18 protein-coding genes are annotated in these 23,702 nt (G+C 73.0%); 4 read left to right on the top strand and 14 right to left on the bottom strand.

The features are described 5' to 3' along the window. Positions 1 to 30: 30 nt before the first annotated feature. From IEZ05_RS31670 to IEZ05_RS31690, 5 genes are read right to left on the bottom strand one after another with little or no spacing between them, the layout of a single operon-like run. The gene (locus IEZ05_RS31670; protein ID WP_189233732.1) at positions 31 to 2,067 is read right to left on the bottom strand and encodes an endo-beta-N-acetylglucosaminidase; all 2,037 of its coding nucleotides are present in this window, start codon (positions 2,065 to 2,067) and stop codon (positions 31 to 33) included. Continuing rightward, positions 2,064 to 3,350, bottom strand: a complete 1,287-nt coding sequence (locus IEZ05_RS31675) for a glycoside hydrolase 5 family protein (protein WP_189233733.1) — start codon at positions 3,348 to 3,350, stop codon at positions 2,064 to 2,066. Before IEZ05_RS31675 ends, IEZ05_RS31670 begins: the two co-directional genes overlap by 4 nt. Positions 3,351 to 3,409: 59 nt before the next feature. After that, complete coding sequence (locus IEZ05_RS31680; protein ID WP_189233734.1) at positions 3,410 to 4,330, bottom strand: carbohydrate ABC transporter permease; 921 nt, start codon at positions 4,328 to 4,330, stop codon at positions 3,410 to 3,412. Then, on the bottom strand, positions 4,327 to 5,241 hold the full coding sequence (locus IEZ05_RS31685; protein ID WP_189233735.1) for a carbohydrate ABC transporter permease: 915 nt from the start codon (positions 5,239 to 5,241) through the stop codon (positions 4,327 to 4,329). The genes IEZ05_RS31680 and IEZ05_RS31685 overlap by 4 nt, the downstream gene beginning before the upstream one ends. Positions 5,242 to 5,247: 6 nt before the next feature. Further along, the gene (locus tag IEZ05_RS31690) at positions 5,248 to 6,540 is read right to left on the bottom strand and encodes an ABC transporter substrate-binding protein (RefSeq protein WP_189233736.1); all 1,293 of its coding nucleotides are present in this window, start codon (positions 6,538 to 6,540) and stop codon (positions 5,248 to 5,250) included. 243 nt (positions 6,541 to 6,783) lie between these two features. On the opposite strand from IEZ05_RS31690, the gene IEZ05_RS31695 reads away from it, so the two are divergent. Both IEZ05_RS31695 and IEZ05_RS31700 read left to right on the top strand, forming a co-directional pair. Then, positions 6,784 to 7,830: a LacI family DNA-binding transcriptional regulator gene (locus IEZ05_RS31695; RefSeq protein ID WP_189233737.1), complete on the top strand. Its 1,047-nt coding sequence runs from the start codon at positions 6,784 to 6,786 to the stop codon at positions 7,828 to 7,830. 109 nt (positions 7,831 to 7,939) lie between these two features. Beyond that, positions 7,940 to 9,319 carry an amidase gene (locus tag IEZ05_RS31700; protein WP_189233738.1) on the top strand — a complete coding sequence of 460 codons (1,380 nt, stop codon included), beginning with the start codon at positions 7,940 to 7,942 and terminating at the stop codon, positions 9,317 to 9,319. 27 nt (positions 9,320 to 9,346) lie between these two features. Here IEZ05_RS31700 and IEZ05_RS31705 read toward each other — a convergent pair whose 3' ends face one another. Both IEZ05_RS31705 and IEZ05_RS31710 read right to left on the bottom strand, forming a co-directional pair. Further along, positions 9,347 to 9,829 (bottom strand): GNAT family N-acetyltransferase, encoded by a 483-nt coding sequence (locus tag IEZ05_RS31705; protein ID WP_189233739.1) that lies wholly within the window; start codon positions 9,827 to 9,829, stop codon positions 9,347 to 9,349. Between the two features lie 38 nt (positions 9,830 to 9,867). Then, complete coding sequence (locus IEZ05_RS31710; protein ID WP_189233740.1) at positions 9,868 to 10,044, bottom strand: hypothetical protein; 177 nt, start codon at positions 10,042 to 10,044, stop codon at positions 9,868 to 9,870. A 475-nt stretch (positions 10,045 to 10,519) separates the two neighbouring features. On the opposite strand from IEZ05_RS31710, the gene IEZ05_RS31715 reads away from it, so the two are divergent. Then, positions 10,520 to 10,963: a hypothetical protein gene (locus tag IEZ05_RS31715; protein WP_189233741.1), complete on the top strand. Its 444-nt coding sequence runs from the start codon at positions 10,520 to 10,522 to the stop codon at positions 10,961 to 10,963. A gap of 215 nt (positions 10,964 to 11,178) precedes the next feature. On the opposite strand, the gene IEZ05_RS31720 is transcribed toward IEZ05_RS31715, so the two are convergent. From IEZ05_RS31720 to IEZ05_RS31745, 6 genes are all read right to left on the bottom strand, one after another. Beyond that, positions 11,179 to 12,681: an SDR family NAD(P)-dependent oxidoreductase gene (locus tag IEZ05_RS31720; RefSeq protein ID WP_189233742.1), complete on the bottom strand. Its 1,503-nt coding sequence runs from the start codon at positions 12,679 to 12,681 to the stop codon at positions 11,179 to 11,181. 104 nt (positions 12,682 to 12,785) lie between these two features. Further along, entirely contained in the window at positions 12,786 to 14,219 is a 1,434-nt protein-coding gene (locus tag IEZ05_RS31725; protein ID WP_229869951.1) for a wax ester/triacylglycerol synthase family O-acyltransferase, read from the bottom strand. A gap of 236 nt (positions 14,220 to 14,455) precedes the next feature. Continuing rightward, on the bottom strand, positions 14,456 to 17,065 hold the full coding sequence (locus IEZ05_RS31730) for a PA14 domain-containing protein (protein WP_189233743.1): 2,610 nt from the start codon (positions 17,063 to 17,065) through the stop codon (positions 14,456 to 14,458). A 166-nt stretch (positions 17,066 to 17,231) separates the two neighbouring features. Beyond that, positions 17,232 to 18,452, bottom strand: coding sequence for a glucose-1-phosphate adenylyltransferase (gene glgC, locus IEZ05_RS31735; RefSeq protein ID WP_189233744.1), 1,221 nt, complete (start codon positions 18,450 to 18,452; stop codon positions 17,232 to 17,234). Positions 18,453 to 18,506: 54 nt separating this feature from the next. Continuing rightward, a complete protein-coding gene (gene glgA / locus IEZ05_RS31740) occupies positions 18,507 to 19,682 on the bottom strand; it encodes a glycogen synthase (protein ID WP_189233745.1) in 1,176 nt (391 codons plus the stop codon). A gap of 38 nt (positions 19,683 to 19,720) precedes the next feature. Then, a complete protein-coding gene (locus IEZ05_RS31745) occupies positions 19,721 to 20,530 on the bottom strand; it encodes a (2Fe-2S)-binding protein (protein ID WP_189233746.1) in 810 nt (269 codons plus the stop codon). 227 nt (positions 20,531 to 20,757) lie between these two features. Here IEZ05_RS31745 and IEZ05_RS31750 point away from each other — a divergent pair, with 227 nt between their 5' ends. Further along, positions 20,758 to 22,110: a DMT family transporter gene (locus IEZ05_RS31750; protein ID WP_189233747.1), complete on the top strand. Its 1,353-nt coding sequence runs from the start codon at positions 20,758 to 20,760 to the stop codon at positions 22,108 to 22,110. Here IEZ05_RS31750 and IEZ05_RS31755 read toward each other — a convergent pair. After that, positions 22,100 to 23,383 (bottom strand): transglycosylase family protein, encoded by a 1,284-nt coding sequence (locus IEZ05_RS31755; RefSeq protein ID WP_189233748.1) that lies wholly within the window; start codon positions 23,381 to 23,383, stop codon positions 22,100 to 22,102. The two genes, IEZ05_RS31750 and IEZ05_RS31755, sit on opposite strands and share 11 nt — an antisense overlap. Positions 23,384 to 23,702 lie beyond the last annotated feature (319 nt).

The raw sequence follows: 23,702 nt of genomic DNA on the forward strand, positions 1-23,702 counted from the left end.
GGGGTGCTCCGTGGTTGGTGGGGCGGGTGATTACCAGGCGTGGGTCACGGTGGCGGGGGCGGACGTGGTGTACAGCTCCCCCACCGCGCGCACTTCGAACCGTGCGGCGCGCTCGCCCTGCTCGGGGGCGAGACCGCCGGCGAACCAGGCGCGCTGGCAGGTGCCGCCGAGGAAGCGGCGGGTGCCGTCGGGGAGCACGCGGTGGAGGGTGTAGTGGCGTACGTCTTCGGTGCGGGGGCGCTTCCAGGTGAACCGCAGGTCGCCGCCGTGCGCGGCGGTGATCCGCAGGGCGGTGGGGGCCGCGGGCGCCTTCGGTGCGGCCTCGCGGACGGCGAGACCGCCCGCCCGCCACCGCACGGGACCGTCGGACGCCGTGAGCCGCACCCCGATCGCGTGCACCGTGCCGGACAGCCCGGTGAGCGGCACGGTCACCGTCTCCCAGCCGTTGACCGACTTCACAGTGCGCGCGGCCGTTACGGGAATCAGACGGTAAGGCGGTGCCGCGCCCGGTGCACCGGCCTCGGCGGTGGCGACGGCGAGTTCCAGGTCGACGGAGCCCGCGTCCGTGCGGTGCGTCAGCTCGACCACCGTGCCGGCGCGCAGCGGCAGCCGCGTCGCGTACAGGTCCAGCACGGCCGGCTGATCGAGTTCGCCCGCGACCAGCACGCTGTTGCCGCCGCGCCACGCGTCGGCGAAGTCGAAGGCGACCGCCGGCCGCGTGCCCTCCGTCCGCACCACCCAGCGCCGCGACGGCAGCCGGTCCTGGAGTCCGAGGTGGTTCCAGGGCGTGTCCGAGGTGGCGGCGCCCTCCTCGTACCAGCGCAGGCCGTGCCCGGTGTTGAACGAGGTCGCGAACGGCAGCGACGTGACGGTGGACCGGTCGGCGACCGACACGGCGGGCGCCCGCCACGGATCCGCGCCGTCCGGCCGTGACGGGTCGAGCGACGCCCCCGTCCAGAAGCGGTCGTCTGCGGTGTGGAAGTCCCCCGGCGTCCTCCGGTCCTCGGGGAGGTGGTTGCGGGTCCACTCGGGCCGGTACAGGCCGATCGAGGTGACGTGCGCGCGGTCCCGCGGCACGATCGCGTCCCAGTTCTCGGACGTGTTCCAGCCGTTCACCTCGACGTCCACCCCGGCCCACAGCTCGTACCGGCCGCGGCCCAGTGCCTCGGCCCGCGCCCCGGAGGAGGCGAGGCGGTCGGCCGTCCAGCGGAAGTCGACGAACATGTCGTCGGCGGCCTCGAAGAACGCCTGGTTCCGGTCGTTGAGCGCCCCCTGCCAGCTGACCGCGCCGTCCACGGTCATCGAGTCGTACCAGGTCACCCGCTGGCCCTCGGCCGCGGCGAGGGCCTTGAGCTCCCGCAGGAAGCCCCGCATGTCCGCGCCGAGCGCGGCGTCTCCTCCCCCGGTCTCGGCGTTCACGAACCAGCCGTCGAAGCCGTACGCGTCGGCGACCGCGACCAGTTGAGCGGCGAGCGGGAAACGCCCGGCGGCGTCCTTCTGCACCAGGTCGCGGGTCCAGCGCAGTTGTCCGCCGTAGGCGACGGGCGGCAGGAAGACGTTGCCGAGGACGGGTACGCCGTGGCGGTGCGCGGCGTCGACGACCGGCGCGTTCGGCGCGAGGATCAGTCCCTCGCCCGAGGAGCCTCCCCAGAAGACGAGTTCGTCGACGTACGCCCAGTGGGTGAGGGCGTAGTGGTCGGCGGTGGCGGAGCCCTGGGAGGGGTTGCCCGCGGTCGGCCCGAAGGAGACCAGGGACTGGATGCGGGCCTGCCCGGCGCGGGCCGTGGCGTTCGCGGGCGTCGGCGTGAAGCGGTCGGCGAGCGGTACGGAGGCGGCGTTGAAGGCGAGGTCGGGGTCGTCGGCCGCGCGCCACGCCTTCAGACTGCGCCAGGTGATGCCGTCGCCCGGGGTGCCGGCGGGCAGCGAGTCGGGGAACCAGTAGCCGGCGTACGGCTGGAGGGTCGCGGCGGCCTTCGGTGCGGCGGCCGCGGCACCGGCGGCGGGGAGGGCCGGCCACAGCGCGGCGGCGGCGCCGGCCAGCAGGACGGTGCGTCGGGTGGGGGTCACGAGCGGGTGCCTCCTTGGCGGACGTGAGGTCCGTGGGGGGTGGGGAGTACCTGGTCGGGAGTGACGACCTCGGTGATGCCGCGCGCCGTGAGGTGCCCGGTGTCGGCGGCGCGCGTGTCGAGGACGGTGGTGGGGCGGGCTCCGTCGGCGACCAGCCGGAAGAAGGCGTCGAAGACGGAGCCGCCGGGGGCGCAGGCCGAGCGCGCGGACGGGTCGGCCGGGATGGTCAGCGCGGTGGTGCGCGGGGCGGGGGCCGGATGTGCCCCCTCGCGTGCCGCGAGGGCCGCGCGGGCCAGGACCCGTGCGGAGTCCTTCGGGCGGCGGTCGTTGGTGAGCAGCCCGAGCCCGTACTCCAACTCGGGGAAGTCGGCCAGCGCCCGGGACACGTCGTGGGAGCACCACCAGGTGACGCCCCACAGGTCCGGGCAGTCCAGGGCGTTGGCGACGGTGGCCTCGGTGAAGGCGGCGGCGTGCTCGGCGGGGACCAGGGGCGCGGGGGCGCCGACCTCCTGGAGCCAGACCGGGCGGTGCGGGTCGTCGGCCCACGCCTTGCTCAGCTCGATCAGGTAGGCGGCGTGGTGTTCGCTGGGCACGGAGGTGCGGCCGTGGCGCTGGGCGGTGCCGTTGAAGACCCAGGAGTGCACGGCCGTCACGCTGCCCCGCCGGGCGGCCTGGGCCGGGGTGAAGGGCTGGTCGTCCTGGTACCAGGTCGCGTCGTACTCGGCGTGCAGGTGCATCCTGCCCGGGGCGCCCTCCTCGCAGGCGGCGAGCATCCGCTCCAGCCAGGCGTCGATCTGGTCGCCGGTGGCGCGGTCCGGGTCGGGGTGGGGTCCGGCGGAGAACTGGTTGACCTCGTTGCCGAGGGTCATGCCGAGGAAGTTGGACCGGTCGGCGAGCGCGGCGGCGAGGGTGCGCAGGTAGGCGGCCTGCCCGTCGATGACCTCGGGGTCGGTGAACAGATTGCGGCGGTGCCAGGTGCGGGTCCAGGCCGGCAGGAAGTCGAAGCTGCTCAGGTGCCCTTGGAGGCCGTCCACGTTGACGTCGAGGCCGCGTTCGCCGGCCGCGTCGACCAGGTCCACCAGGTGCTCGACCGCGCGCTCGCGGATCAGGGCGCGGTTCGGCTGGAAGTAGGGCCACAGCGGGAAGACCCGGACGTGGTCCACGCCCAGTGCGGCGACGGAGTCGAGGTCGGCGCGCACGGAGTCGAGGTCGAAGTCGAGCCAGTGGTGGAACCACCCCTGGCTCGGGGTGTAGTTGACGCCGAAGCGCACGGCAGAAGGCATGCGGTGTCCTTGCTACGGGGACGTACGGGAAATGCGGGGTTCGGTCCTCGGCCGAGGGGTCAGCCCTTGACGGCGCCCTCGCCGACCCCGCGGAAGAAGTACCGCTGGAGGCAGGCGAAGAGGGCGATCAGCGGCGCCACGGCGATGATCGTGCCCGCCGCGACGAGCCGCTCGTCGTTGGCGAAGGTGCCGTGCAGGTAGTTGAGGCCGATGGTCAGCGTGAACTTGGACGGGTCGCTGAGCACGATCAGCGGCCACAGGAAGTCGTCCCAGGCGCCCATGAAGGCGAAGATCGCGACGACGGCGAGGGTTCCCTTCACCGACGGCAGCGCGATGCGGACGAACCGCTGCCAGACGTTGGCGCCGTCGACGTAGGCGGCTTCCTCGATCTCGTAGGGGAGGTTGAGAAAGGCGTTGCGCATCAGCAGCACGTTGAGGGCACCGATGCAGCCGGGCAGCACCACGCCGATCAGGGTGTTGTTCAGGCCGAGTTCCCGCATGGTGGTGAACTGGGCGATGATGATGCCCTCCACGGGCACGAGCATCGCCAGGATGAACACCAGGGTGGCGACGCGCCGGCCGCGGTAGCGCAGCCGGGCCAGGGCGTAGCCGGCGAGGGCGGCGCCGACGCAGTTGGTGACCACGTTGGCCGCGGCGACCTTGAGCGAGTTCAGGGCGTAGTCCCAGACGGGGATGGTGTCGGCGACCCGCTCGTAGTTGTGCAGGGTGGGTTCGGAGGGCAGGAACTTCGGCGGGGAGCTGAAGATGTCCTCCGTCGGGCCCTTCAGCGAGGTCGACAGCTGCCACAGGAAGGGTCCGACGGTCAGGGCGAGGACGCCGAGCAGGAGCAGGTAGCGCAGGGCCAGTTCCCAGACGCGTACGCGGCGGCCGTGCTCGTCGGTGATCCGGGGTTCGCGCTCCCGTTCCCGGGCGGTGGCCCGGGGTTTCTCGGCGGGCCGGGTCTTCTCGACGACGCTCACGACTCCTCCTTCCGGTCGGCGCGCAGGACGAGCAGCATGAGGGCGACGGTGACGACGAAGACGACCACGGAGAGGGCGGAGGCGTAGCCGACGCGGCCGGTCAGGCCGGTGCCGGTGCGCTGCACGAGCATGACGAGGGTGGTGTCCTCGCCGGCCGGGCCGCCGCTGGGGCCCGCCATCAGGTAGACCTCGGAGAACACCTTGAAGGCGGCGACCGAGGACAGGGCCGCGACCAGGACCATGGTGGAGCGCACGGCGGGCACGGTGACGGTGAGGAAGCGGCGGACCGCGCCCGCGCCGTCCACGGCGGCGGCCTCGTGCAGTTCGCGGGGCACGTTGGCGAGCGCCGCGAGGTAGATGATCATGTAGTAGCCGAGGCCCTTCCAGACCGTGACGGCCATCGCGCTGAGCAGGATCAGCCACTGGTCGCTCAGGAAGCCGACCGGGCTCGCGCCGACCGTCTCCAGCAGGGAGTTGACCAGGCCGCGCTCGTCCAGCAGCCAGACCCAGATCAGTCCGACGACGACGATCGAGGCGACGACCGGGGTGTAGAAGGCCGAGCGGAAGAAGGTGATGCCGGGGATGTGCTTCTGCACCAGCAGGGCGAGCAGCAGCGGCAGCAGGACGAGCGCGGGGACCACCCCGAGGACGTACAGGGTGCTGTTGCGCAGGCCGATCCAGAACATGTCGTCGTGGAGCAGCTCGCGAAAGTTGGCGAGGCCCACGAACTCGCCCGGGACCAGGGTGCGGCGGTCGGTGAAGGAGTTGACGACCGTGGAGACGAACGGGTACAGGATGAACGCGCCGGTGATCAGCAGGCCCGGGGCGGCGAACAGCCAGGGGCTGGTGGGCAGCTGGCGCCGCACGCGCCGGGTGACGCGTCGGGGGCCGGTGAGGGCGGGACTCGCCATGACGCCTCAGCCCTGCTGCTGAAGGAGCCGGTCGCACGCCTTGACAGCGTTGTCGAGAGCTTCCTTCGGGCTCTGCTTGCCCTGGAGCGCCTTGGCCACCTCGTTGCGCAGTTCGGTCTTCATCTGCTCGCTGAAGAGCACGGGCGTGTAGTTGACGGCGGTCTTCAGCGACTTGGCGGCGGCGATGCGCACCCGGGTCTCGTCGGTCCCGTCCTCCTTGGTGAAGTACGGGTCGTCCAGCGAGCCGGCGGTGCTCGGGAAGATGGCGACCTGCTTGGCGAACGACATCTGGTGCGCGGCGTCGGTGACGTAGTGCGCGAAGGCGACCGCGGCCGGCTTGCGCTTGCTCTGCGCGTTCACCATCACGCCCATCACGTACATGTTGACGTGGCCGGTGCTGGTGATCTGGTCGGTGATGCCGATGTTCTTGTACAGGTTCGGCGCCTGCTTCTTGAAGTTGGCGAGGTCGAGCGCGCTGCCCGGGTTCATGGCGACGGCTCCGGTGAGGAACTTCTTGCCGGAGGACTCGGGGGTTGCGGTCAGGGCCTGCGGGTCGAGGGCCTTGGCGTCGTACAGCTCCTTGTAGCGGGTGAGCAGCTGTACGCCCTTGGCGTCGTTGAACGCGAAGGCGGTGCCCTCCTTGTTCATGAGGGGCACGCCGTAGCGGCCGAAGTCCTCGATGGTGGGCACGTTGGCGAGCGTGGCGACCTCGCCGCCGGTCCTGTCGGCGATCTTGGCAGCGGCGTCGAAGAGGTCGTCGTACGTCTTCGGCGGCTGCTCGGGGTCGAGGCCGGCCTTCTCGAAGAGGGACTTGTTGTAGAAGAGCGGGCCGGTGTTGAGGTACCAGGGGAAGGCGTACGTGCCTTCCATGCCCGGCACCTGGTGGCTGGCCCAGGCGCCGTCCAGGTACTCCTTCTCGTACTGGCCGGCGGCCTTGTCCAGGTCGAGCGCGAGGCCGGCCTTGGCGAGCGGGGCCACGAGGTCCGGGGAGACGTTGACGACGTCGGGCAGGGTGCCGCCCGCGGCGTCGGCGCTGATCTTGTCGGCGTAGCCCTCGCCGGGCTGGTCGACCCACTTGACGTGGGTACCGGGGTACTTCTTCTCGAAGTCGGCGATCAGGCCCTCGAAGTAGGGCTTGAAGTTGGCCCGCAGGTTCCAGGTCTGGAAGGTGATGTCGCCCTCGACCTTGCCCGAGGCGTCGGTCGAGCCGCTCCCGTCGCCTCCGGAACCGCAGGCGCTGAGCGGCAGGACGAGGGCGGCTACGGCGGCGACGGCGAATGTTCTGCGCGAGGTGGGCACGGTGACACGTCTCCCTGAAGACGTCGGCGGTGGGATGGCAGCGACCATGCACGGCGGATTGGCGCGAAGTCAATGCATTCACGGGAACTAAAGAAGTCTGGAGGACATTAGTCCAGGTCAGAGCAGCATCGAGCAAGCACTTGCCACGTTCTACTAATGCGCTTTAGGATCTTTCCACTCAAGCGCTTTAGCTCGCGCATCCACCATGCGCTCGGGTTTCACGTTCTGAAGAAAGGAGCGCGCATGCCGGCCAAGCGGCCCGCCGCGCGCCGGCCGACGATGAAGGACATCGCGCGGCGGGCCGGGGTCTCCGAGAGCGCGGTCTCCTTCGCGCTGAACGACCGGCCGGGGGTCTCCGAGATCACCCGGGACCGGGTGCGCCGGGTCGCTGAGCAGCTGGGCTGGCGGCCCAGCACGGCGGCCCGCGCGCTGTCCGGCGAGGGCGCGGCGACGGTCGGCTTCGTGCTGGCCCGGCCCGCGCACACCCTGGGCGTGGACTCCTTCTTCCTGCAACTGGTCTCCGGCATCCAGGAGGTGCTGGCGCGGCGTCATCTGGGTCTGCTGTTCCAGGTGGCGCAGGACGTCGACGACGAGTGCGCGGTCTACCGGCGCTGGTGGGCCGAACACCGGGTGGACGGCGTGCTGGTGGTCGACCCGCGCACCGACGACCCGCGTCCCGACCTGCTCGACGAACTCGGCCTGCCCGCCGTGGTGATCGGCGGAGCGCCGGACGAACGGCATCCGGGACTGTCGACGGTGTGGGCGGACGACGCCGGTGCGATGGCCGCGCTGGTGGACGGGCTGTACGCGCTCGGCCACCGGCGGATCGCGCACATCGCGGGGCTGCCCGGCCTCGCCCACACGGAGCGCCGGATCCGTGCGCTGCGCGCCGAGGCGGCGCGGCGCGGCCTCGACGAGGTGCAGTCGGTGCCGACCGACTACTCCGACGCGGAGGGAGCCGCCGTCACCCGCCGCGTGCTGGAGACCGCCGCTCCCCCGACGGCCCTGATCTACGACAACGACGTGATGGCCGTCGCCGGGGTCGCCGCCGCGGCCGGGCTCGGCTTCTCGGTGCCGGCGGACGTGTCCGTGGTGGCCTGGGAGGACTCGGCGCTGTGCCGCATGGTCAAGCCGTGGCTGTCCGCGCTGTCCCGGGACAGCGTGGAGTTCGGCCGCACGGCGGCGACGGAACTGACCGCCCTGCTGGACGGCGGCCCGGCCCGCACGGTGCGCGTGCCGGTGCCGCTGCTGATCGAGCGCGACAGCACCGGACCGGCCAGGCCGGCCTGAACGGGCGGCCGGCGGGTCCCGGACTCTCGACGCGGGGGCGTCCCGGCGGGCAGAGTGCTCTCTGCGTACTCGCCAGTAATCCCGTCCCCGCACGCACCGAGGAGCTCCCGTGACCGACTGGGCCGGCCGGACCGCCGCCGAGATCGCCGCCGCCGTACGTGAGAAGCGGGCCACGCCGCGCGAGGTGGTGGCGGAGCATCTCGCCCGGATCGAGCGGCTCGACGGCCGCGTCGGCGCCTTCCGGTCGGTACGCGCCGAGGCGGCCCTCGCGGAGGCCGAGGAGGTGGGCGCCCGGGGTGATCTGGCCGAACTGCCGTTGGCCGGCGTCCCGGTGGCCGTCAAGGACAACCTCGCGGTGCGCGGCGAGTCCACCCGGGTCGGTTCCGCCGCGACGCCGGACACGCCCGCCGCGGCCGACCACGTCACGGTGGCGCGGCTGCGGGCGGCGGGCGCGGTGGTCGTGGGGCTGACGAACGTGCCCGAACTGTGCGTGTTCGGTACCACCGAGGGCGTGCACGGCACCTCCCGCAACCCCTGGGACCCGGCGCGCACGGCGGGCGGTTCCTCGGGCGGCAGCGCCGCCGCGGTCGCCGCCGGGCTGGTGCCCCTCGCGCTGGGCAACGACGGCATGGGCTCGCTGCGCATCCCGGCGGCCAACTGCGGGCTGGTCACCATCAAGCCGGGCCGCGGCGTTGTCCCGGCCGGCATCGGCGACGGCGACTGGTTCGGCATGTCGGAGAACGGGCCGCTGGCCACCACCGTCGAGGACGCCCGGCTGATGCTCTCGGTGCTCGCGGACGATGCCGACGGCGGCCCCGCGAACGGTCCGGCGGGCGCCGGACGGTTCCGCCGCGCGGACCGCGGCAGCCTCCGGGTCGCCGTCTCCCCGCGCAGCCCGCTCGCCGGTGTCCCCGTCTCCCGCCCCTACGCGGACGCCGTCCGTGAGGCGGCCGGGGTGCTGATGCGGGCCGGGCACCAGGTGCGGCGGGCCGACCCGCCCTACCCGGCGTCACTGGGTCTGACTGCCGTCGCCCACTGGACCGCGGGGACGTCGGTGGACGCACGGAATCTCGACCACCGCAAGCTGGCGCGGCGCACCCGGGTGCACGCGGGCGTCGGGCGGCGCTTCGTGCGCACGGTGTCCACCGGCGCGGGCCGGGAGCGGCTGCGCGAGCGCCTGGAGCCGTTCTTCGCCGAGTACGACGTGCTGCTCACCCCGGCGCTGGCCCGCCGCTCGCCGAAGGCCGGCCCGTGGCACGAGCGGGGCTGGCTGCGCAACGTGGCGGCGAACTCGGCGTACTCGCCGTTCACCCCGCCGTGGAACCTGACCGGCTGGCCCGCGATGTCGGTGCCCTTCGGCACGCTGCCCTCGGGCGCCCCGTGTGCCGTCCAGCTGGTGGGGCGCCCGGGGGCGGAGGCGTCGCTGCTGGAGCTGGCGGAGCGGATCGAGGCGCTGCGCCCGTGGCGGCGGACGGCACCCCTGGACTGAACGGCCCCGGGGCCTGTCCGGCGGGCCCTACAGGGCGCGGTACATGATGTGCAGGCCGACCGGCCCGTGCCGTGGGTGGTCGAAGGCGTCGGGGACCGTGCCGAGGATGGTGAAGCCGAGGGAGGTCCAGAGCCTGACGGCCGGGTTGGTCTCGACGACGGCGTTGAAGACCATGCCCCGGTACCCGTCGGCCCTGGCAGCTTCCAGGACGTACTCGGCGAGGGCCCGGCCGGTGCCGCGGCCGGCCCGGTCCGGGTCGACCATGAAGCCCGCGTTGGCGATGCGGGCGGCGGGGCCGCCGTAGTTGGGGGTCACATAGGCGGAGGCGACGACGGCGCCGGTGTCGTCCTCGACGACGTGAACGCGTTTGGCGGGGTTCATCCACAGGGCCCGGGCCACGTCCTCGGGGGTGTCCGGGTCCCAGGCGTAGGTCTCGCCGGCCGCGACGATGCGGTGCCAGAAGGGCCAGATCTGCGGCCAGTCGGCGGCCGTCGCTTCCCTGATCAGCATGGGCGTGAGTCTCGCACGCCCACGCGTCCGGCGGCGGGTCAGTCCACGCTGGGCAGGATGTGCGGCTCGGCGAGGTCTTCCTCGTAGCCCGCCAGGCGGATGGGGGCGGACCGTGCCCACACGTCGAGGCTGCCGATCTCTCCGGGCCGGCGGCCCGCGCGCTCGGCGCGTTCCTCGGTGCGTTGCTCGGGGTTCGTCGTCGTCTTCGGTGTCACCGCGCACTCCTTATGTGTCGGGTCACCCTCGGGGCCTGTCGGCCAGTCTGCCGTCCGGCACCTGGCGCCCGCTCGGGTCTGAGTCGCATGCAGTTCGGACGCGGTGGCGCCGGTAACTCGTGCGGGAGCGGGCCGATGTGGACCGGCGCGTCCCATGACGGACCGTGGGTGTGGGTAGGCACCCGGTACTGCCTGTCCGTCCGCTCCAGATTAACCAAATGAGCGGGGGTGCGCTCTATGGGGCTCCAAAACATGGGGCAACCATTGCCCGCCGCCCCGCGCACAGTTGGGGACAGTCTGCCGCGATTCATCAGCTTTCGCCCTGCGCGCGACTCACCCGTTCGGCCCACCTCACCGGCCGCACCGTCGCATATCCGCGGCGGACGGCCGTGCCGTTCAGGTGCCGTTGGCTGCGTCGCAAGCTCGCCATGGTGCGCTGGCGGTCCGGGCGGCTGTCTCGTGGGAGGACCGGGGCATGGAACTGCGCAGCATCGAGGAGCTGATGGACCTGCTGTACGCCTGCCGGGGCGCACGGCCGTCCTCCGGTCACGGGGACGGCCCCGCGGATCCGCACGGGCACGCGCTGCGGACCGCCGCGCTGCTGCGCCGGCGGCGCCCCGCCGACAAGGAGCTCCAGGTGGCCGGCCTGGTGTCCGTGGTGGGGCCGCTGCTGTGGCCCGGCGGTCCGGCCGGCCGCACGGCCGACGCGGTACGGCCGTTGCTCGGCCCACGCGTCGCCCACCTGCTGCACGCGCACGCCCTCCCGGACGCCCGCTGCCACGACGACGACCTGCTCAGTCTGCGGCAGGCCGGCGAGGAGGCCCGTACCGCCGTCTTCGACGCCGGGGTCCTGGAGGACTGGCGGACGGTGCTGGAACTGCTGGCGGCGCGCAACTCGCGGCTGGGAGCGGTCGACTGACCGGATCCGCCGCGGGTGCGCGCGAGGCGTGCCCGAGATCAGGGTGGCCGCGCGGTGCCCCCCGACGGGGCGACAGGCCCGTGAGTGGGCCTGCATGGGGTCGAACCACGAAGTACGCGGGGCCGGCGCACCGGGCACGCCGGCGCGCACCCTCACGGCAGGGCGGCGCCGGGCGAACGGGCCAGCGGATTACGGCCGTCGGCCCGGTACCGCGGTCACCACTTGCCGGGCGCGTAGTCCTTGAGGAAGACGCCGTACAGGTCCTCGCCCGCCTCGCCGCGCACCACCGGGTCGTAGACGCGGGCGGCGCCGTCGACCAGGTCGAGCGGGGCGTGGAAGCCGGCCTCGGCCAGGCGCAGCTTGTCGTAGTGGGGGCGTTCGTCGGTGATCCAGCCGGTGTCGACCGAGGTCATCAGGATGCGGTCGGTGTCGAACATCTCCTGGGCGCTGGTCCGCGTCACCATGTTCATGGCAGCCTTGGCCGCGTTGGTGTTCGGGTGGCCCGCGCCCTTGTAGCCGCGGGCGAACACGCCCTCCATCGCCGAGACGTTGACGACGTAGGCGCGCCCGGAGGACGCCCTGCGCGCGGCCTCGGCCATCGCCGGCCGCAGCTTGCTGATGAGGATGAACGGCGACGTGTAGTTGCACAGCTGGGTCTCGAGCAGCTCGACCGGGGAGATCTGCTCGATGGTCTGCACCCAGGTGTTGCTGTCGACGACGTCGGGGAGCAGACCGCCCGCGTCGATGGCGGTGCCCTCGCGGTGCCGGACCACACTGGCGTTGCCGGCGACCAGGGCGAGGTCGGCCACCTTCTGCGCGTCGAGCCCCGAGGCACCGACGGGCAGCGCGGCCAGTCCGTCCACGGCACCGGAGCCGAAGGCGCCGATGACGTGGTGGGCGGGCAGCTCACCGGCCGGCAGCGGGGCGCTCTCGCCCTCGACGAGGGCGGCGTACGCGGAGGGCAGGCGGCGCACCGTCTGGGTGGCGTTGTTGATCAGGATGTCGAGCGGGCCCTGCTCGGTGACCTGGTCGGCCAGCGCCACGGCCTGGGCCGGGTCGCGCAGGTCGATGCCGACGACCTCCAGGCGGTGGATCCAGTCGGCGGAGTCGTCCATGGCCTTGAAGCGGCGGATGGCGTCCTTGGGGAAGCGGGTCGTGATCGTGGTGTGCGCGCCGTCCCGCAGCAGCCTGAGCGCGATGTACATGCCGATCTTGGCCCGGCCGCCGGTGAGCAGCGCGCGCCTGCCGGTGAGGTCGGCGCGGGCGTCGCGCCGGGCCCGGTTCTCGGCGGCGCAGGACTGGCAGAGCTGGTGGTAGAAGTAGTCGACCTCGACGTAGCGCTGCTTGCAGATGTAGCAGGAGCGCGGGCGCTGGAGTATCCCCGCGATCGCGCCCTCCTCGGTGCGGGAGGACGGCAGGATGCCCTCGGTCTCGTCGTCGATGCGCTCGGCGGACCCGGTGGCGGTGGCCTCGGTGACCGCCTTGTCGTGGGCGGTCTTGGCGGCCCGGCGCTCCTGGCGGCGGCGCTGCTTGACCATGCGGTAGATGTGCGAGGTGGCCCGGCGGACCGCGATCGCGTCGGGGTGGTCGACGTCCAGCTCGTCGAGTTCCGCCAGCACGCTCAGGCAGACGGCGAGCCGCTCCGGGTCGATGCCGGGGCCGTACGCCGAGGCGGCCGCCTCGTCCGTGGTCGCCGGGCCGTCCTGTGTCACCGTCATCGCCGCTGCCGTTCCCTGGGTCACCGTGGCGGCGCTCCGAGACGCGGCCGCTGTCGAACAGCGGATTTTATTCAGCCCGGGGCCCGGATCCAAACCCGCCGGGGTCAGGGGCTGTCGTTTCGATCATGCCGGTCTCCACGGACGGTACCGCTGCACGCCGTGCCCCGCGCCCCCCGGGACGATCCGAACGACAGCTCCTGAGGACCGCAGGCAGTGAGCAACGTCTCCACCTCCTCGGAGAGCGCCTGGGCGAGCCGGTCGAGGTCCGGCACGGCCTTCGCGTCGGCGACCAGTCCGTAGTGGACCCGTCCCCGGTACGTCGAGACGGCGACCGCCAGGGAGTGGCCGCGGGCCAGCGGGGCCAGCGGGTAGACCTCCGTGAGCGGATGCCCGCCGAGCCGCAGACCGAGGCTGGGCAGCGGCACGCTGGTGACGAGGATGTCGAACCAGAGCCGGGCGGCCTGGCCGACCAGGGGGCCGCCGAGCCGGTGACCGAGCGCCGGGACGTGGTCGGCGAGCAGGGCGACCGCGCCGGCGCCCCGCCCCGGCCCGGCGTCCTTGTTGCGGTCCATCGCGGCGCGCACCGTGCCGAGCCGGGACAGCGGGTCCGGGTCGCCGACCGGGAGCCGCATCAGGTAGCCCGAGAGCCGGTTGCCCTGCGGGTGGGCGCTGCGGGGGCGGCGCTGGGAGACGGGGATCAGGGCGCGGGGGGCGACGCCCTCGCTGCCGTCGCCCCGCTCGTCCAGCCAGCGGCGCAGGGCGCCGGCGACGACCGCGATCAGGACGTCGTTGACCGTGCCGCCGACGGTCTTGCGGATCCGGTGCACGTCGTCGAGGTCGACGGCCGCCCCCGCGATGCGGCGGGTGCCGGAGGGCTCGGCGGTGAGCGCGGGCGAGGAACGTACGTCGAGGCCGGCCAGGGCCGCGGCGGCGCCGATGTCCAGGGCGCGTCCCGCGTCGGACAGGGCGCCGCGCACCAGGTCCGGCAGCGTGCGCACGTCGGGCAGGAGGCCGCGCCGGGGCGCTTCGGGCCGGGGGCGGGGCGCGGGCAGGTCCATCGGGTCGAGGACGCCCGCCGCGAGGGCCAGGGCCCGCAGTCCGTCGGCCAGGGCGTGGTGGAACTTGAACAGCACGGCGAAGGACTCACCGTCCGCGCCCGGCAGCACATGGGCCTCCCAAGGCGGCCGGCTGCGCTCCAGCGGGCGTTCCATGAGGCGGCCGGCCCGGGCGTGGAAGTCCGTCGTCGGGGCGTGCAGCCGGACGTGGTCGAGCGGGTCGAAGCCCGGGTCGGGCTCGCGGGTGGCGCCGCCGAAGGAGAAGGGCCGGCGCAGGGCCAGCGGCGGCTGCCAGGTGTCCCGGATCCGCATCCGCAGCCCGGGGACTCCCGGCGCGCGGGCCGCGAGCAGGTCCGCCGCGTGGGCGGCCGCGGTGGACGAGTCAGCCGGGAAGACGCCGAGCGCCGCGAGGTGCATGGGGTGCTCGGCGGACTCGATGTTCCAGAACGCCAGGTCGAGAGGGGCGAGCAGATCGGAAGTCAAGGGCTTGCCTCGCAAGGACGACGGGTGGACAAGCAGTCAATCGCCCTCCGCCGATTACGGTCAAGTACGATCAAGCTACGCACAGTTAACAACAGATTAAAAGTCCGGCCTCTCGGGCAGAGGCCGGACTCCTGGGACTCATGGGGCGCTTGCGCTCAGGTCGGCACCGGCGGCGCCGCCCGCCCCGCGCTTCCCCACCCGGACGGCTGCGGGCCGACCGGGGGCCGTGCCGGTGCTCAGCCGGCCGGGCACCCCGCGGGGGCGGGCCGGGACGCGTCGCGGATCAGTGCCTCGTGGGCGGCCTTCATCCGCTCGACGTCCGGCTTGAGGACCTCGCGGTCGTAGGTCGTCAGCCCGTTCAGCTCTCCCTCGACGTCGGTGATCTGGGTGTAGACGGCACCGTTGCTCCCCTTGCAGACCAGGGCGCGGACCTCGTCGAGCTTGGTGAGGTAGTCGTCGGTGTACGTCGCGGGGTCCACGTCGACGTACGACTGCTGCACCGACCAGGCGTGGCCGGGCACCGCGAGACCCAGGCCGCCGTACTCGCCGCTGACCAGGGCGCGTTCGCCGTCCGGCCGGGGCGGAAGGGCGGGGCTCGGGTAGCCGTGCTCGTCCATGATGTCGCCGGCGCCTCCGTCGGCCCCCAGGTTCAGGCCCGACTGGTTGTTGACGAGGCGGGTCGGGTCCCAGGCCTTGGCCTGCGCGGCGACGCGGCCGATGTCGTACTGGCCCCAGCCCTCGTTGAAGGTGACCCACATGACGATCGACGGGCTGCTGATGTGCTCGTCGATCATCTCCTTCATCTCGCGCTCGTACTCGGCGCGCGCGGTCGTGCCGGGGTTCACGCCGGCGGTCATGGCGGGCATGTCCTGCCACACCAGCAGGCCCAGCCGGTCGGCCCAGTAGAACCAGCGGTCGGGCTCGACCTTGATGTGCTTGCGCACCGAGTTGAAGCCGAGTTCCTTGTGCAGCTTCAGGTCGTACGCGAGGGCCTCGTCGGTGGGCGCGGTGTGCAGGCCGTCGGGCCAGAAACCCTGGTCGAGGGTGGCCATCATGAAGACGGGCTCGCCGTTGAGGAGGGTGCGGGGCACGCCGTTCACCTTCTCCACGGCGACGGAACGCATCCCGAAGTAGCTCCGGACACGGTCAGTGCCGACGGTGACCTTCAGGTCGTACAGGAACGGGTCGTCGGGCGACCACAGCCGCGGGTCGCGGATCCTCAGGGTGAGCGGCTCGCCGGTGCGTCCGCTCACGGTGGCGACCTTGCGGTGCCCGGCGTACGCCGTCGCGCTGATCCGTACCCCGTCGCGCACGCCCTCGGGCTCGACCGTGAGCGTGCCCGCGCCGACGTCCGGGGTGAGCTTCAGGGAGTCGACGTGGTCCCGGGCGACCGGCTCCATCCAGACCGTCTGCCAGATGCCGGAGCTGGGCGTGTACCAGATGCCGCTCGGGTCCAGGCGCTGCTTGCCGAGCGGCGGGTTCTCGCCGTTCGCCGCGTCGGTCGGGTCGTAGACGCCGACGATCAGCTCCTGGGTGCCGCCGGGCTTCAGCGCGTCGGTGATGTCGGCGCCGAACTTGTCGTAGCCGCCCTTGTGCTCGGTGACCTTCGTGCCGTTGACGTACACCTCGGACTGCCAGTCGACGGCGCCGAAGTTGAGCTGCAGCCGCCGGCCGGAGCCGATGTGCCAGTCGCGGGGCACCGTGAAGGTGCGGCGGTACCACATGCGGTCCTCGTGCCGCTGGATGCCGGAGAGCTGCGACTCCACCGGGTACGGGACGACGATCCGCTCCTTCAGCCGCTTGCCCACCGGCGGCTGCTCGCCGGCCTCGGCGGCGGCGAACTGCCAGCGGCCGTTGAGGCTGCGCCAGGCGTCCCGCGTCAGCTGCGGGCGCGGGTACTCCGGGTGGGCGTCGTCCGGGTCCACGTCGTCGGCCCACCGGGTGCGCAGCTCGTACGTGGAGTGATTCGCGCCGCTGCTCCAGAACGCCTTGACAACGTTGCCGTCGGCGCCGGTGAGGCCGCCCGCTCCGTCGTAGCGGACGTCGGCGGTGCCGGGTGCGGTGCCGGTCTTGTTGCCGACGACGGGTTCGCCGAGGGCGACGAGGAGCGTGCTGGGGTCGGCCGGGTCGACCGTGGCCTCGCCCAGGGGCCACTTGGCGCCGCCGATCACCGCTTCGAGGTGGTCGGTGAGGCCGGCCGGGGCGGCGGCGAGGGGCTGGGCGAAGTCGAGTTCCAGGGTGCGGCCCGTGGCGAGCACGGTGGTCGCCGTCGCACCGTCGTAGTCAAAGCCGTCGGGCAGGCGGAACGCCGACTGCGGCACCGGCTCTTTGGTGCCGCCGGGCTCGGTCCAGCGCAGGTGCAGGTTGGAGCCTCCGTAGTGCTCGAAGTACTCCAGCTTGATGTCGTAGGACCGTCCGGCCGTGAGCTCGATGGGCTCGGCGGTCTGCTCGCGGTCCCAGTCGTCGACCCAGTGGTCGATGGCAAGGCTGCCGCCGATCCAGAGGCGGAAGCCGTTGTCGCCGGTGACCGAGAAGGTGTGGGCTCCGGTCCTCTCCGGCACCAGCTTGCCGGTCCAGCGGACGCTGACGTCGTCGGACCGGCCGGTGGCGAAGCTCAGACGCGGTTCCAGGGTGCCGAAGTCGATCTGCGGGTCGAAGCCCGTGGCCTTGAGCTCGTGGAAGTCGAAGGCGCCGGGGGCGGACTGGGTGTAGTACTCGCCCTTCAGACCATGGATCTCGGCGGCGGCGTCCGCCGCGCTCGCGTCCGGTACGGCGGCGAGTCCCGCGACGCCCAGGGCGGCGGCGAGCAGTAACGCCAGTCTGTCTCTGAGTCGTTTGGTGCGCACTGGCCCTCTCCTCGAGAACGGGTGGTGGCTGGTGGCTCAGGACATCGATGTCATACATCGATGTAACAGCAGTGGCATGACAACATGGATTCCGCTTGGCGTCCAGGGACATGACAAAGGCCCCGGGGGACGGCACCAGCCCCCGGGGCCGCGGCCGGCCCGGGCGTCACGGCACCCGCTGCCCCTTGCCCAGCGCGATCACGCCGCCCTTGGACACGGTGTACAGCTCGGCGTCCCGCTCCGGGTTGACGCCGATCGTCGCGCCCGGCGGCACCTCGACGTTCTTGTCCAGCACCGCCCCGCGCACCACGGCGCCCCGGCCGATGTGCACGTTGTCGTGCAGCACCGAGCCCTGCACGACCGCGCCGGGGTCGACCACGACGCCGGGCGACAGCACGGACCGGGTGACCTGGCCGCGGATCAGGCAGCCCGCGCTGATGATCGACTCGCTGGCCATGCCGCCGGCGTTGAACCGGGCCGGGGACAGCTGGTTGGAGTGGGTGTAGATCGGCCAGTCGCGGTTGTAGAGGTTGAAGGCGGGGCGCTCGGCGATCAGGTCCATGTGGGCGTCGTAGTACGCGTCGAGGGTGCCCACGTCCCGCCAGTAGCCCTGGTCACGGGAGGTCTCCCCCGGCACGTGGTTGCCGCTGAAGTCGTAGAGCGCGGCCTCGCCCCGGTCGGTGAGCTGGGGCAGGATCGAGCCGCCCATGTCGTGCACGGAGTGCGGGTCCTCCGCGTCCCGGTGCAGGGCCTCGACGAGGGCCTTGGTGGTGAAGAGGTAGTTGCCCATCGAGGCGAAGACGCGGTCCGGGTCGTCGGCGAGTCCGGGCGGGTCGGCGGGCTTCTCCAGGAACCCGGTGACGGTCCGGCCGTCGGAGCCCGGAGTGATCACGCCGAAGGACGACGACTCGGTGCGCGGCACCCGGATGCCGGCCACGGTCACGCCCGCGCCGGACTCGATGTGCTGGGTGAGCATCTGGCGCGGGTTCATCCGGTACACGTGGTCGGCGCCGAACACCGCGACGTACTCGGGCTGCTCGTCGTAGATCAGGTTCAGCGACTGCAGGATCGCGTCGGCACTGCCCAGGTACCAGCGCGGGCCGAGGCGCTGCTGGGCGGGGACCGGGGTGACGTAGTTGCCGAGCAGGCTGGACATCCGCCAGGTGGTGGTGATGTGCCGGTCCAGCGAGTGCGACTTGTACTGCGTCAGGACGCAGATCCGCAGGATGTCGCTGTTGACCAGGTTGGACAGCACGAAGTCGACCAGGCGGTACGTGCCGCCGAAGGTGACCGCGGGTTTGGCGCGGTCCGCGGTCAGGGGCATCAGACGCTTGCCCTCCCCGCCAGCCAGCACGATGCCGAGCACCGAAGGACCACCACGACGCATGGCCGCTCCCCTCACCCTCGTTGGTGGCCCATGCCTGCCCGTGGGCCCGACCGCCTAAGCCTGTTCGAGCATCTCCTCGTAGAGCCGGACCGTGCGGCGGGCGACCGCGTCCCAGCCGAACTCGTCCACCGCGCGCTCCCGTCCCGCCTCGCCCATGTGCCGGGCGGCCTCCGGGTCGCCGAGGACGGAGTCCAGTGCCCGGGCGAGACCCTGCTCGAAGTCGTCGTCCCGCTGATCGCCGCCGCTTTCGTCCTTGGGTACGAGTACCCCCGTTTCGCCGTCCGCCACGACCTCGGGGATACCGCCGACGCGGGAGGCCACGACGGGCGTGCCGCAGGCCATCGCCTCCAGGTTGACGATGCCCAGGGGCTCGTACACCGAGGGGCACACGAAGACGGCGGCGTGGGTCAGCAGCTGGATCACCTCCGGGCGCGGCAGCATCCGCGGGATCCAGTGCACGCCCTCGCGGGCCCGGCTCAGTTCGGCGAAGAGGTCGCGGAACTCCTGGTCGATCTCCGGGGTGTCCGGGGCGCCCGCGCACAACACCACCTGAGCGGCCGGGTCGATGCCGCGCACCGCCCGCAGCAGGTGGGGTACGCCCTTCTGACGGGTGATGCGGCCGACGAACAGGACGTACGGCCGGGAGCGGTCCAGGCCGATCCGGTCCAGGGCGTCGGTGTGCGGATCGGGCCGGTACAGGGTGGTGTCGATGCCGTTGTGGATGACGTGGACCCGGGACGCGTCCAGGGCCGGATAGCAGGCGAGGATGTCCTCGCGCATGGCGCCGGACACCGCCACGACGGCGTCGGCGGACTCGACGGCGGAGCGCTCGGCCCAGCTGGACAGGGCGTAGCCGCCGCCGAGTTGCTCGGCCTTCCAGGGGCGCAGCGGCTCCAGGGAGTGGGCGGTCACGACGTGCGGGATGTCGTACAGCTGCTGGGCGAGCCGGCCGCCGAGGTTCGCGTACCAGGTGTGTGAGTGGACGAGCTCGCGGCCCTCCAGGGCGGCGGCCATGGCGAGGTCCACGGAGAAGGTGCGCAGCGCGTCGTTGGCGCCGTCGAGCGCGGACCACGGACGGTGCCGCAGTACGCCGTCGGCGCGGCCCTCGCCCCAGCAGTGCACGTCCAGGTCGACGAGGCGGGCGAGCTCCCGGGCGAGGAACTCGACGTGCACGCCCGCGCCGCCGTACACGTCGGGCGGATACTCCCGGGTCAGCAGTCCCACACGCACCCGGAACCTCCCCTGTTCGGCGGCTGGTCCCTTCATGGTCACTCAGACGGGGCGCCCGGGGAAGAGCGCGGGGCCCCCGGAGAGCGCGGAGGCAGCGAAGAGCGCGGCCGAGAGGGCAGGGAGAAGCAGCAGTCGCCGCAGACGCCCCCGCCGGGCACGCGGTAGTAGAGGCAGCAGCTGCGACGCCGGAAGGCGGTGCCCGTCAGGGTGCCGGTCCCGGTGAGGAGGGGGTGCGCGAGCAGGCCGGTGGTGAGCGAGCGGGCGCGGGCGGCGGCGTCGGTTCGGCCGTGGCGGCGGGCCCAGCGGTCCAGTTCGCGGGCGGCGCCGGCCAGGGCGGAAGCGGCGTTGCCCCACAGCAGTCCGGTCGCCAGGCGGTGCCGGGCGCGCAGGGCCGCCGTCAGCGGAACCAGGTGGGTGTCGAGCACGGCCTCCGCCACGGTCGCGGCGTCCCCCGGCCGCGGACGCACCTCGGCGAGCCACAGGTCGTCGGGGGCGGTGGCGTCGGGGTCCCAGTGCAGCAGGCCGGGGTCCAGGTCGGGGACCCTGCCGTAGAGGGCGGCGCAGCCGAGCGTCACCGCCCAGAGGCGGGCGGCGAGCCCCTGGTGCACCACGGAGGCGGCGATCCGGGTCTCGGGGGCGCGGAGGGCGGCGGCGACCTTCCGGACGCGGAAGGCGAGGGGGTCGTGTGCAAGGCCGCCGTCGGGTCCGCCGACGGGACCGCCCACGGGGGCCTCCCGCCAGGCGTGCGCGAGGGTGGGCAGCGGCCGGTGCGGGAGGGGCCGGGAGGCGCGCAGCACGAAGAAACCGCCGAGCGGGCGGAGGGCGGCGAGGCCGGGGTCGAGGTCCACGGAGAGCAGTAGTATCAAGGCCCCTACGGGACGCGGTCAGGGGTCCTCGACGAAAGACGCCCACCCTGGGGAGGACGGCACCGTCGTCGTACTCCATCGGTAGTAGGACCCAATGAGTGCTCAGGGACGACGACGGGAAGATCCTGAGACGGCATCGTGTTGTCCATGGAAGACGACCGTTCGCCGCGCCGGGCCATGAGCCCCCGCCTCACGCAGAGGAGCAGCCGATGAGCGCCCTCGCGTTGTCCGTGCTGCTGTCGCTCGTCTCCGCCGTCGCGTACGCGGGCGGAGCGATCGTGCAGGAGCAGGTCGCGGCGTCCTCCACCGGTGTCCAGTACGCCCCGCTGCGCCGGCCCGCCTGGTGGGCGGCGGTCGGCCTCAACGGCCTCGGCGCTCTGCTGCACGTGGTGGCACTCGCCTACGGTCCGCTGAGCCTGGTGCAGCCGCTCGGGGCACTCACCATCGTGTTCGCCCTGCCCATGGCGGCGCTGTTCGTGGGCCGCAGGGCCGGTGCGACGGCCTGGCGGGGCGCGATCATGGCGACGGTCGGTCTGGCCGGTCTGCTGTCCCTGGTCGGCGCGTCCGACGCCCAGTCGCTGGACACGGCGCAGCGCGTGACGGTGGCCGTGGTGACGGCCGGTGCGATCGTTACGCTGATGATCGCCGGGCGGGCCGCGCAGCGGCATCCCGCGGTGCGCAGCGTGCTGTTGGCGACCGCGTCCGGCATCGCGTTCGGTATGTCCTCGGTGTTCACCAAGACGGTGGCGGTCGACTGGACCGGCGGCGTGTCGGCCGCCGACCTGCCCTCCCTGGCGGTGATCGGCGTGCTCGCCACGGCCGGCATGCTGCTGTCGCAGGCCTCCTACCGGGGCGCCGGCCTCGCGGCCCCGCTGGCGGTGCTGACGGTCGCGAACCCGGTGGTGGCGGCCGTGGTCGGCATCACGATGTTCGGCGAGTCCTTCCGCTACGGCACGACCGGCACCGCGCTCGCCCTGAGCTGCGGTGTGGTGGCCGCGGGCGGACTGATCCTGCTGACGACGGAACGGCTCGCGCGGGAGGCCGCGGCGGGGGTCGACGCGGAGGCTGTGCCGGACGGTGCGGTGTCCGGGGCCGGGGCGGTCTGCGGGGGTGTGGCCTCCGAGGCGGAGGCGGCCTGCGCGTCCGCCGTGGCACCGGCGGTCGGGTCCGTCCCGGGCGGGCCGGTCACGAGCCTGCCGGTGGTGGTCGGGCCGGCACCCCGCGTGTCGGTGGCGATCGCGCCGGTCGTCCACGAGCCGGTGATGCCCGCCTCGGTCGAGGTCCAGGGGGTGACCGGCACGTCCGTGTCGGTCGCGGGCCTGTCCGACGGCGCGCCGGTCGGTGGCGGGGGCGCGCAGCAGCTCGCCTCGCGCCCCGCCAAGGTGTTCCTCCCCGGCCCGGCGCCGGTGCCGGCGGCCGCGCCCGCCGGTGAGGCGTACACGGCGCCGGAACCGGCCGTGCCCGCGGCCGAGGACCGGATCGTCTCCTACGGGCCCTTCTACGGCGGCCCGTACGTCCCGCTGCCCGTCCTCGACCGGCGCCGGGTGCGGATCAGATCCTGACGCCACCGGCCCGCAGATACGCCAGCGGGTCGACGTCCGAACCGAAACCGGGCCCCGTCCGCACCTCGAAGTGCAGATGCGGGCCCGTGACGTTCCCGGTGGAGCCCGACCGTCCGATGCGCTGGCCGGCGCCCACGGACTGGCCGTCCTTCACGGAGATCGCCGACAGGTGCGCGTACTGGGAGTAGCGGCCGTCGGCGTGCCGGACCACGACCTCGTACCCGTAGGACCCGCCCCACCCGGCGCTGACGACCCGGCCCGCGGCGACCGCCTTGACGGAGGTACCGGTGGGGACGGGGAAGTCGACGCCCGTGTGGTAGCCCTTCGACCAGGACGAGCCCGCCTGGTGGTACGGCGTGCCGGTGGAGGCGTCGACGGGAGCCACTACGGCGTGACCGCTCGTGGCCTTGTCGTTGCCGGTGTCCGGGGACGACTTCTTGGGCTGCTTCTGCTTGGCCGGCTTCCGCTGCTGCTGCTTCGGCTCGGCCGCCGGGGACGGCTTGTGCTCGGCGCGGGGCGCCGTGGCGGCCCGCTGGCCGCGCAGCGCCAGCCGCTGGCCGGGCAGGATCAGGTCGGGGTCCGCTCCGATCGAGTCGCGGTTGGTCTCGTACAGGCCCTCCCAGCCGCCCGGGACCCGCTGGCTGTCGGCGATGCCGGACAGGGTGTCGCCGGTGACCACCGTGTACATCCGGGCCTTCCCGGCCCGGGACTGCGGTGTGGTCTGTGGCCGTACGTCGGGCGTCTTGCCGGACGCACGGGCGGACTTCGAGGCCGCCGCCTTCCCGGAGCCGCCGGGCGACGTGTCGCCGGTCTTCCCGTCCCGCTTCGCGGTGGATCTCTCCGCGTCCTTCTCCGCCCCCGCGCCCCCGGCCGGACGGATGTCGGGCGTCTCACCGCCCCGGCTCAGTCCGGCCCGCACCGAGCACACCGGCCAGGCGCCGGGTCCCTGCCCGTCCAGCACCTTCTCGGCGACGGCTATCTGCTGGTCCTTGGTGGCAAGATCCGCGCGCGGCGCGTACGCGGTCCCGCCGAACGCCTCCCAGGTGGACTGGGTGAACTGCAGGCCGCCGTAGTAACCGTTGCCGGTGTTGATGCCCCAGTCACTGCTGGACTCGCACGCGGCGACCTTGTCCCAGGTGTCCACACCGGCCGCCTGGGCGGTGCCGGTGCCGATGAGCGGGAGCGCGATCCCGGCCCCTCCCGCGGTGACGGTCAGTGAGGCCCGGTTGATCCTGTTCGGCTGGTACCGGCGGTGCCGGCCGCGTACGGCCATGGGTATCCCCCTCGACATTGCGTCAGGAGGGGCAAAAGTAAGCGCCGGTAACAGGCCATGACAAGACGGCAATCAGCCGGTTGGTCACCCCAAGTGGCGGGGAAGCGACGCCCGTTGGCCGGACGGTGCGTCCGGGGGCACGCCGAATCGCGGCCGCCGCGAAGACGCCGGCGACCGTCACGGGGTTCCGTATGTCCGGGTCGGTCCCTCCCCGTCAGCCGACGACGGTCCAGGTGTCGCCGCCGGCGAGCAGTGCGGCGAGGTCGCCCTTGCCGTTCTGCTCGACGGCGGTGTCGAGCTGGTCCGACATCAGCGTGTC

Source organism: Streptomyces flaveolus, assembly GCF_014648815.1.
Lineage (GTDB): Bacteria > Actinomycetota > Actinomycetes > Streptomycetales > Streptomycetaceae > Streptomyces > Streptomyces flaveolus.

Bases quoted from the DNA above. Each gene is read 5' to 3' on its own strand.
- IEZ05_RS31705 (WP_189233739.1), bottom strand. From the start codon at position 9,829: ATGCTGATCAGGGAAGCGACGGCCGCCGACTGGCCGCAGATCTGGCCC.
- IEZ05_RS31715 (WP_189233741.1), top strand. From the start codon at position 10,520: ATGGAACTGCGCAGCATCGAGGAGCTGATGGACCTGCTGTACGCCTGC.
- IEZ05_RS31720 (WP_189233742.1), bottom strand. From the start codon at position 12,681: ATGACGGTGACACAGGACGGCCCGGCGACCACGGACGAGGCGGCCGCC.
- IEZ05_RS31695 (WP_189233737.1), top strand. From the start codon at position 6,784: ATGCCGGCCAAGCGGCCCGCCGCGCGCCGGCCGACGATGAAGGACATC.
- glgC (WP_189233744.1), bottom strand. From the start codon at position 18,452: ATGCGTCGTGGTGGTCCTTCGGTGCTCGGCATCGTGCTGGCTGGCGGG.
- IEZ05_RS31685 (WP_189233735.1), bottom strand. From the start codon at position 5,241: ATGGCGAGTCCCGCCCTCACCGGCCCCCGACGCGTCACCCGGCGCGTG.
- IEZ05_RS31755 (WP_189233748.1), bottom strand. From the start codon at position 23,383: ATGGCCGTACGCGGCCGGCACCGCCGGTACCAGCCGAACAGGATCAAC.
- IEZ05_RS31750 (WP_189233747.1), top strand. From the start codon at position 20,758: ATGAGCGCCCTCGCGTTGTCCGTGCTGCTGTCGCTCGTCTCCGCCGTC.
- IEZ05_RS31675 (WP_189233733.1), bottom strand. From the start codon at position 3,350: ATGCCTTCTGCCGTGCGCTTCGGCGTCAACTACACCCCGAGCCAGGGG.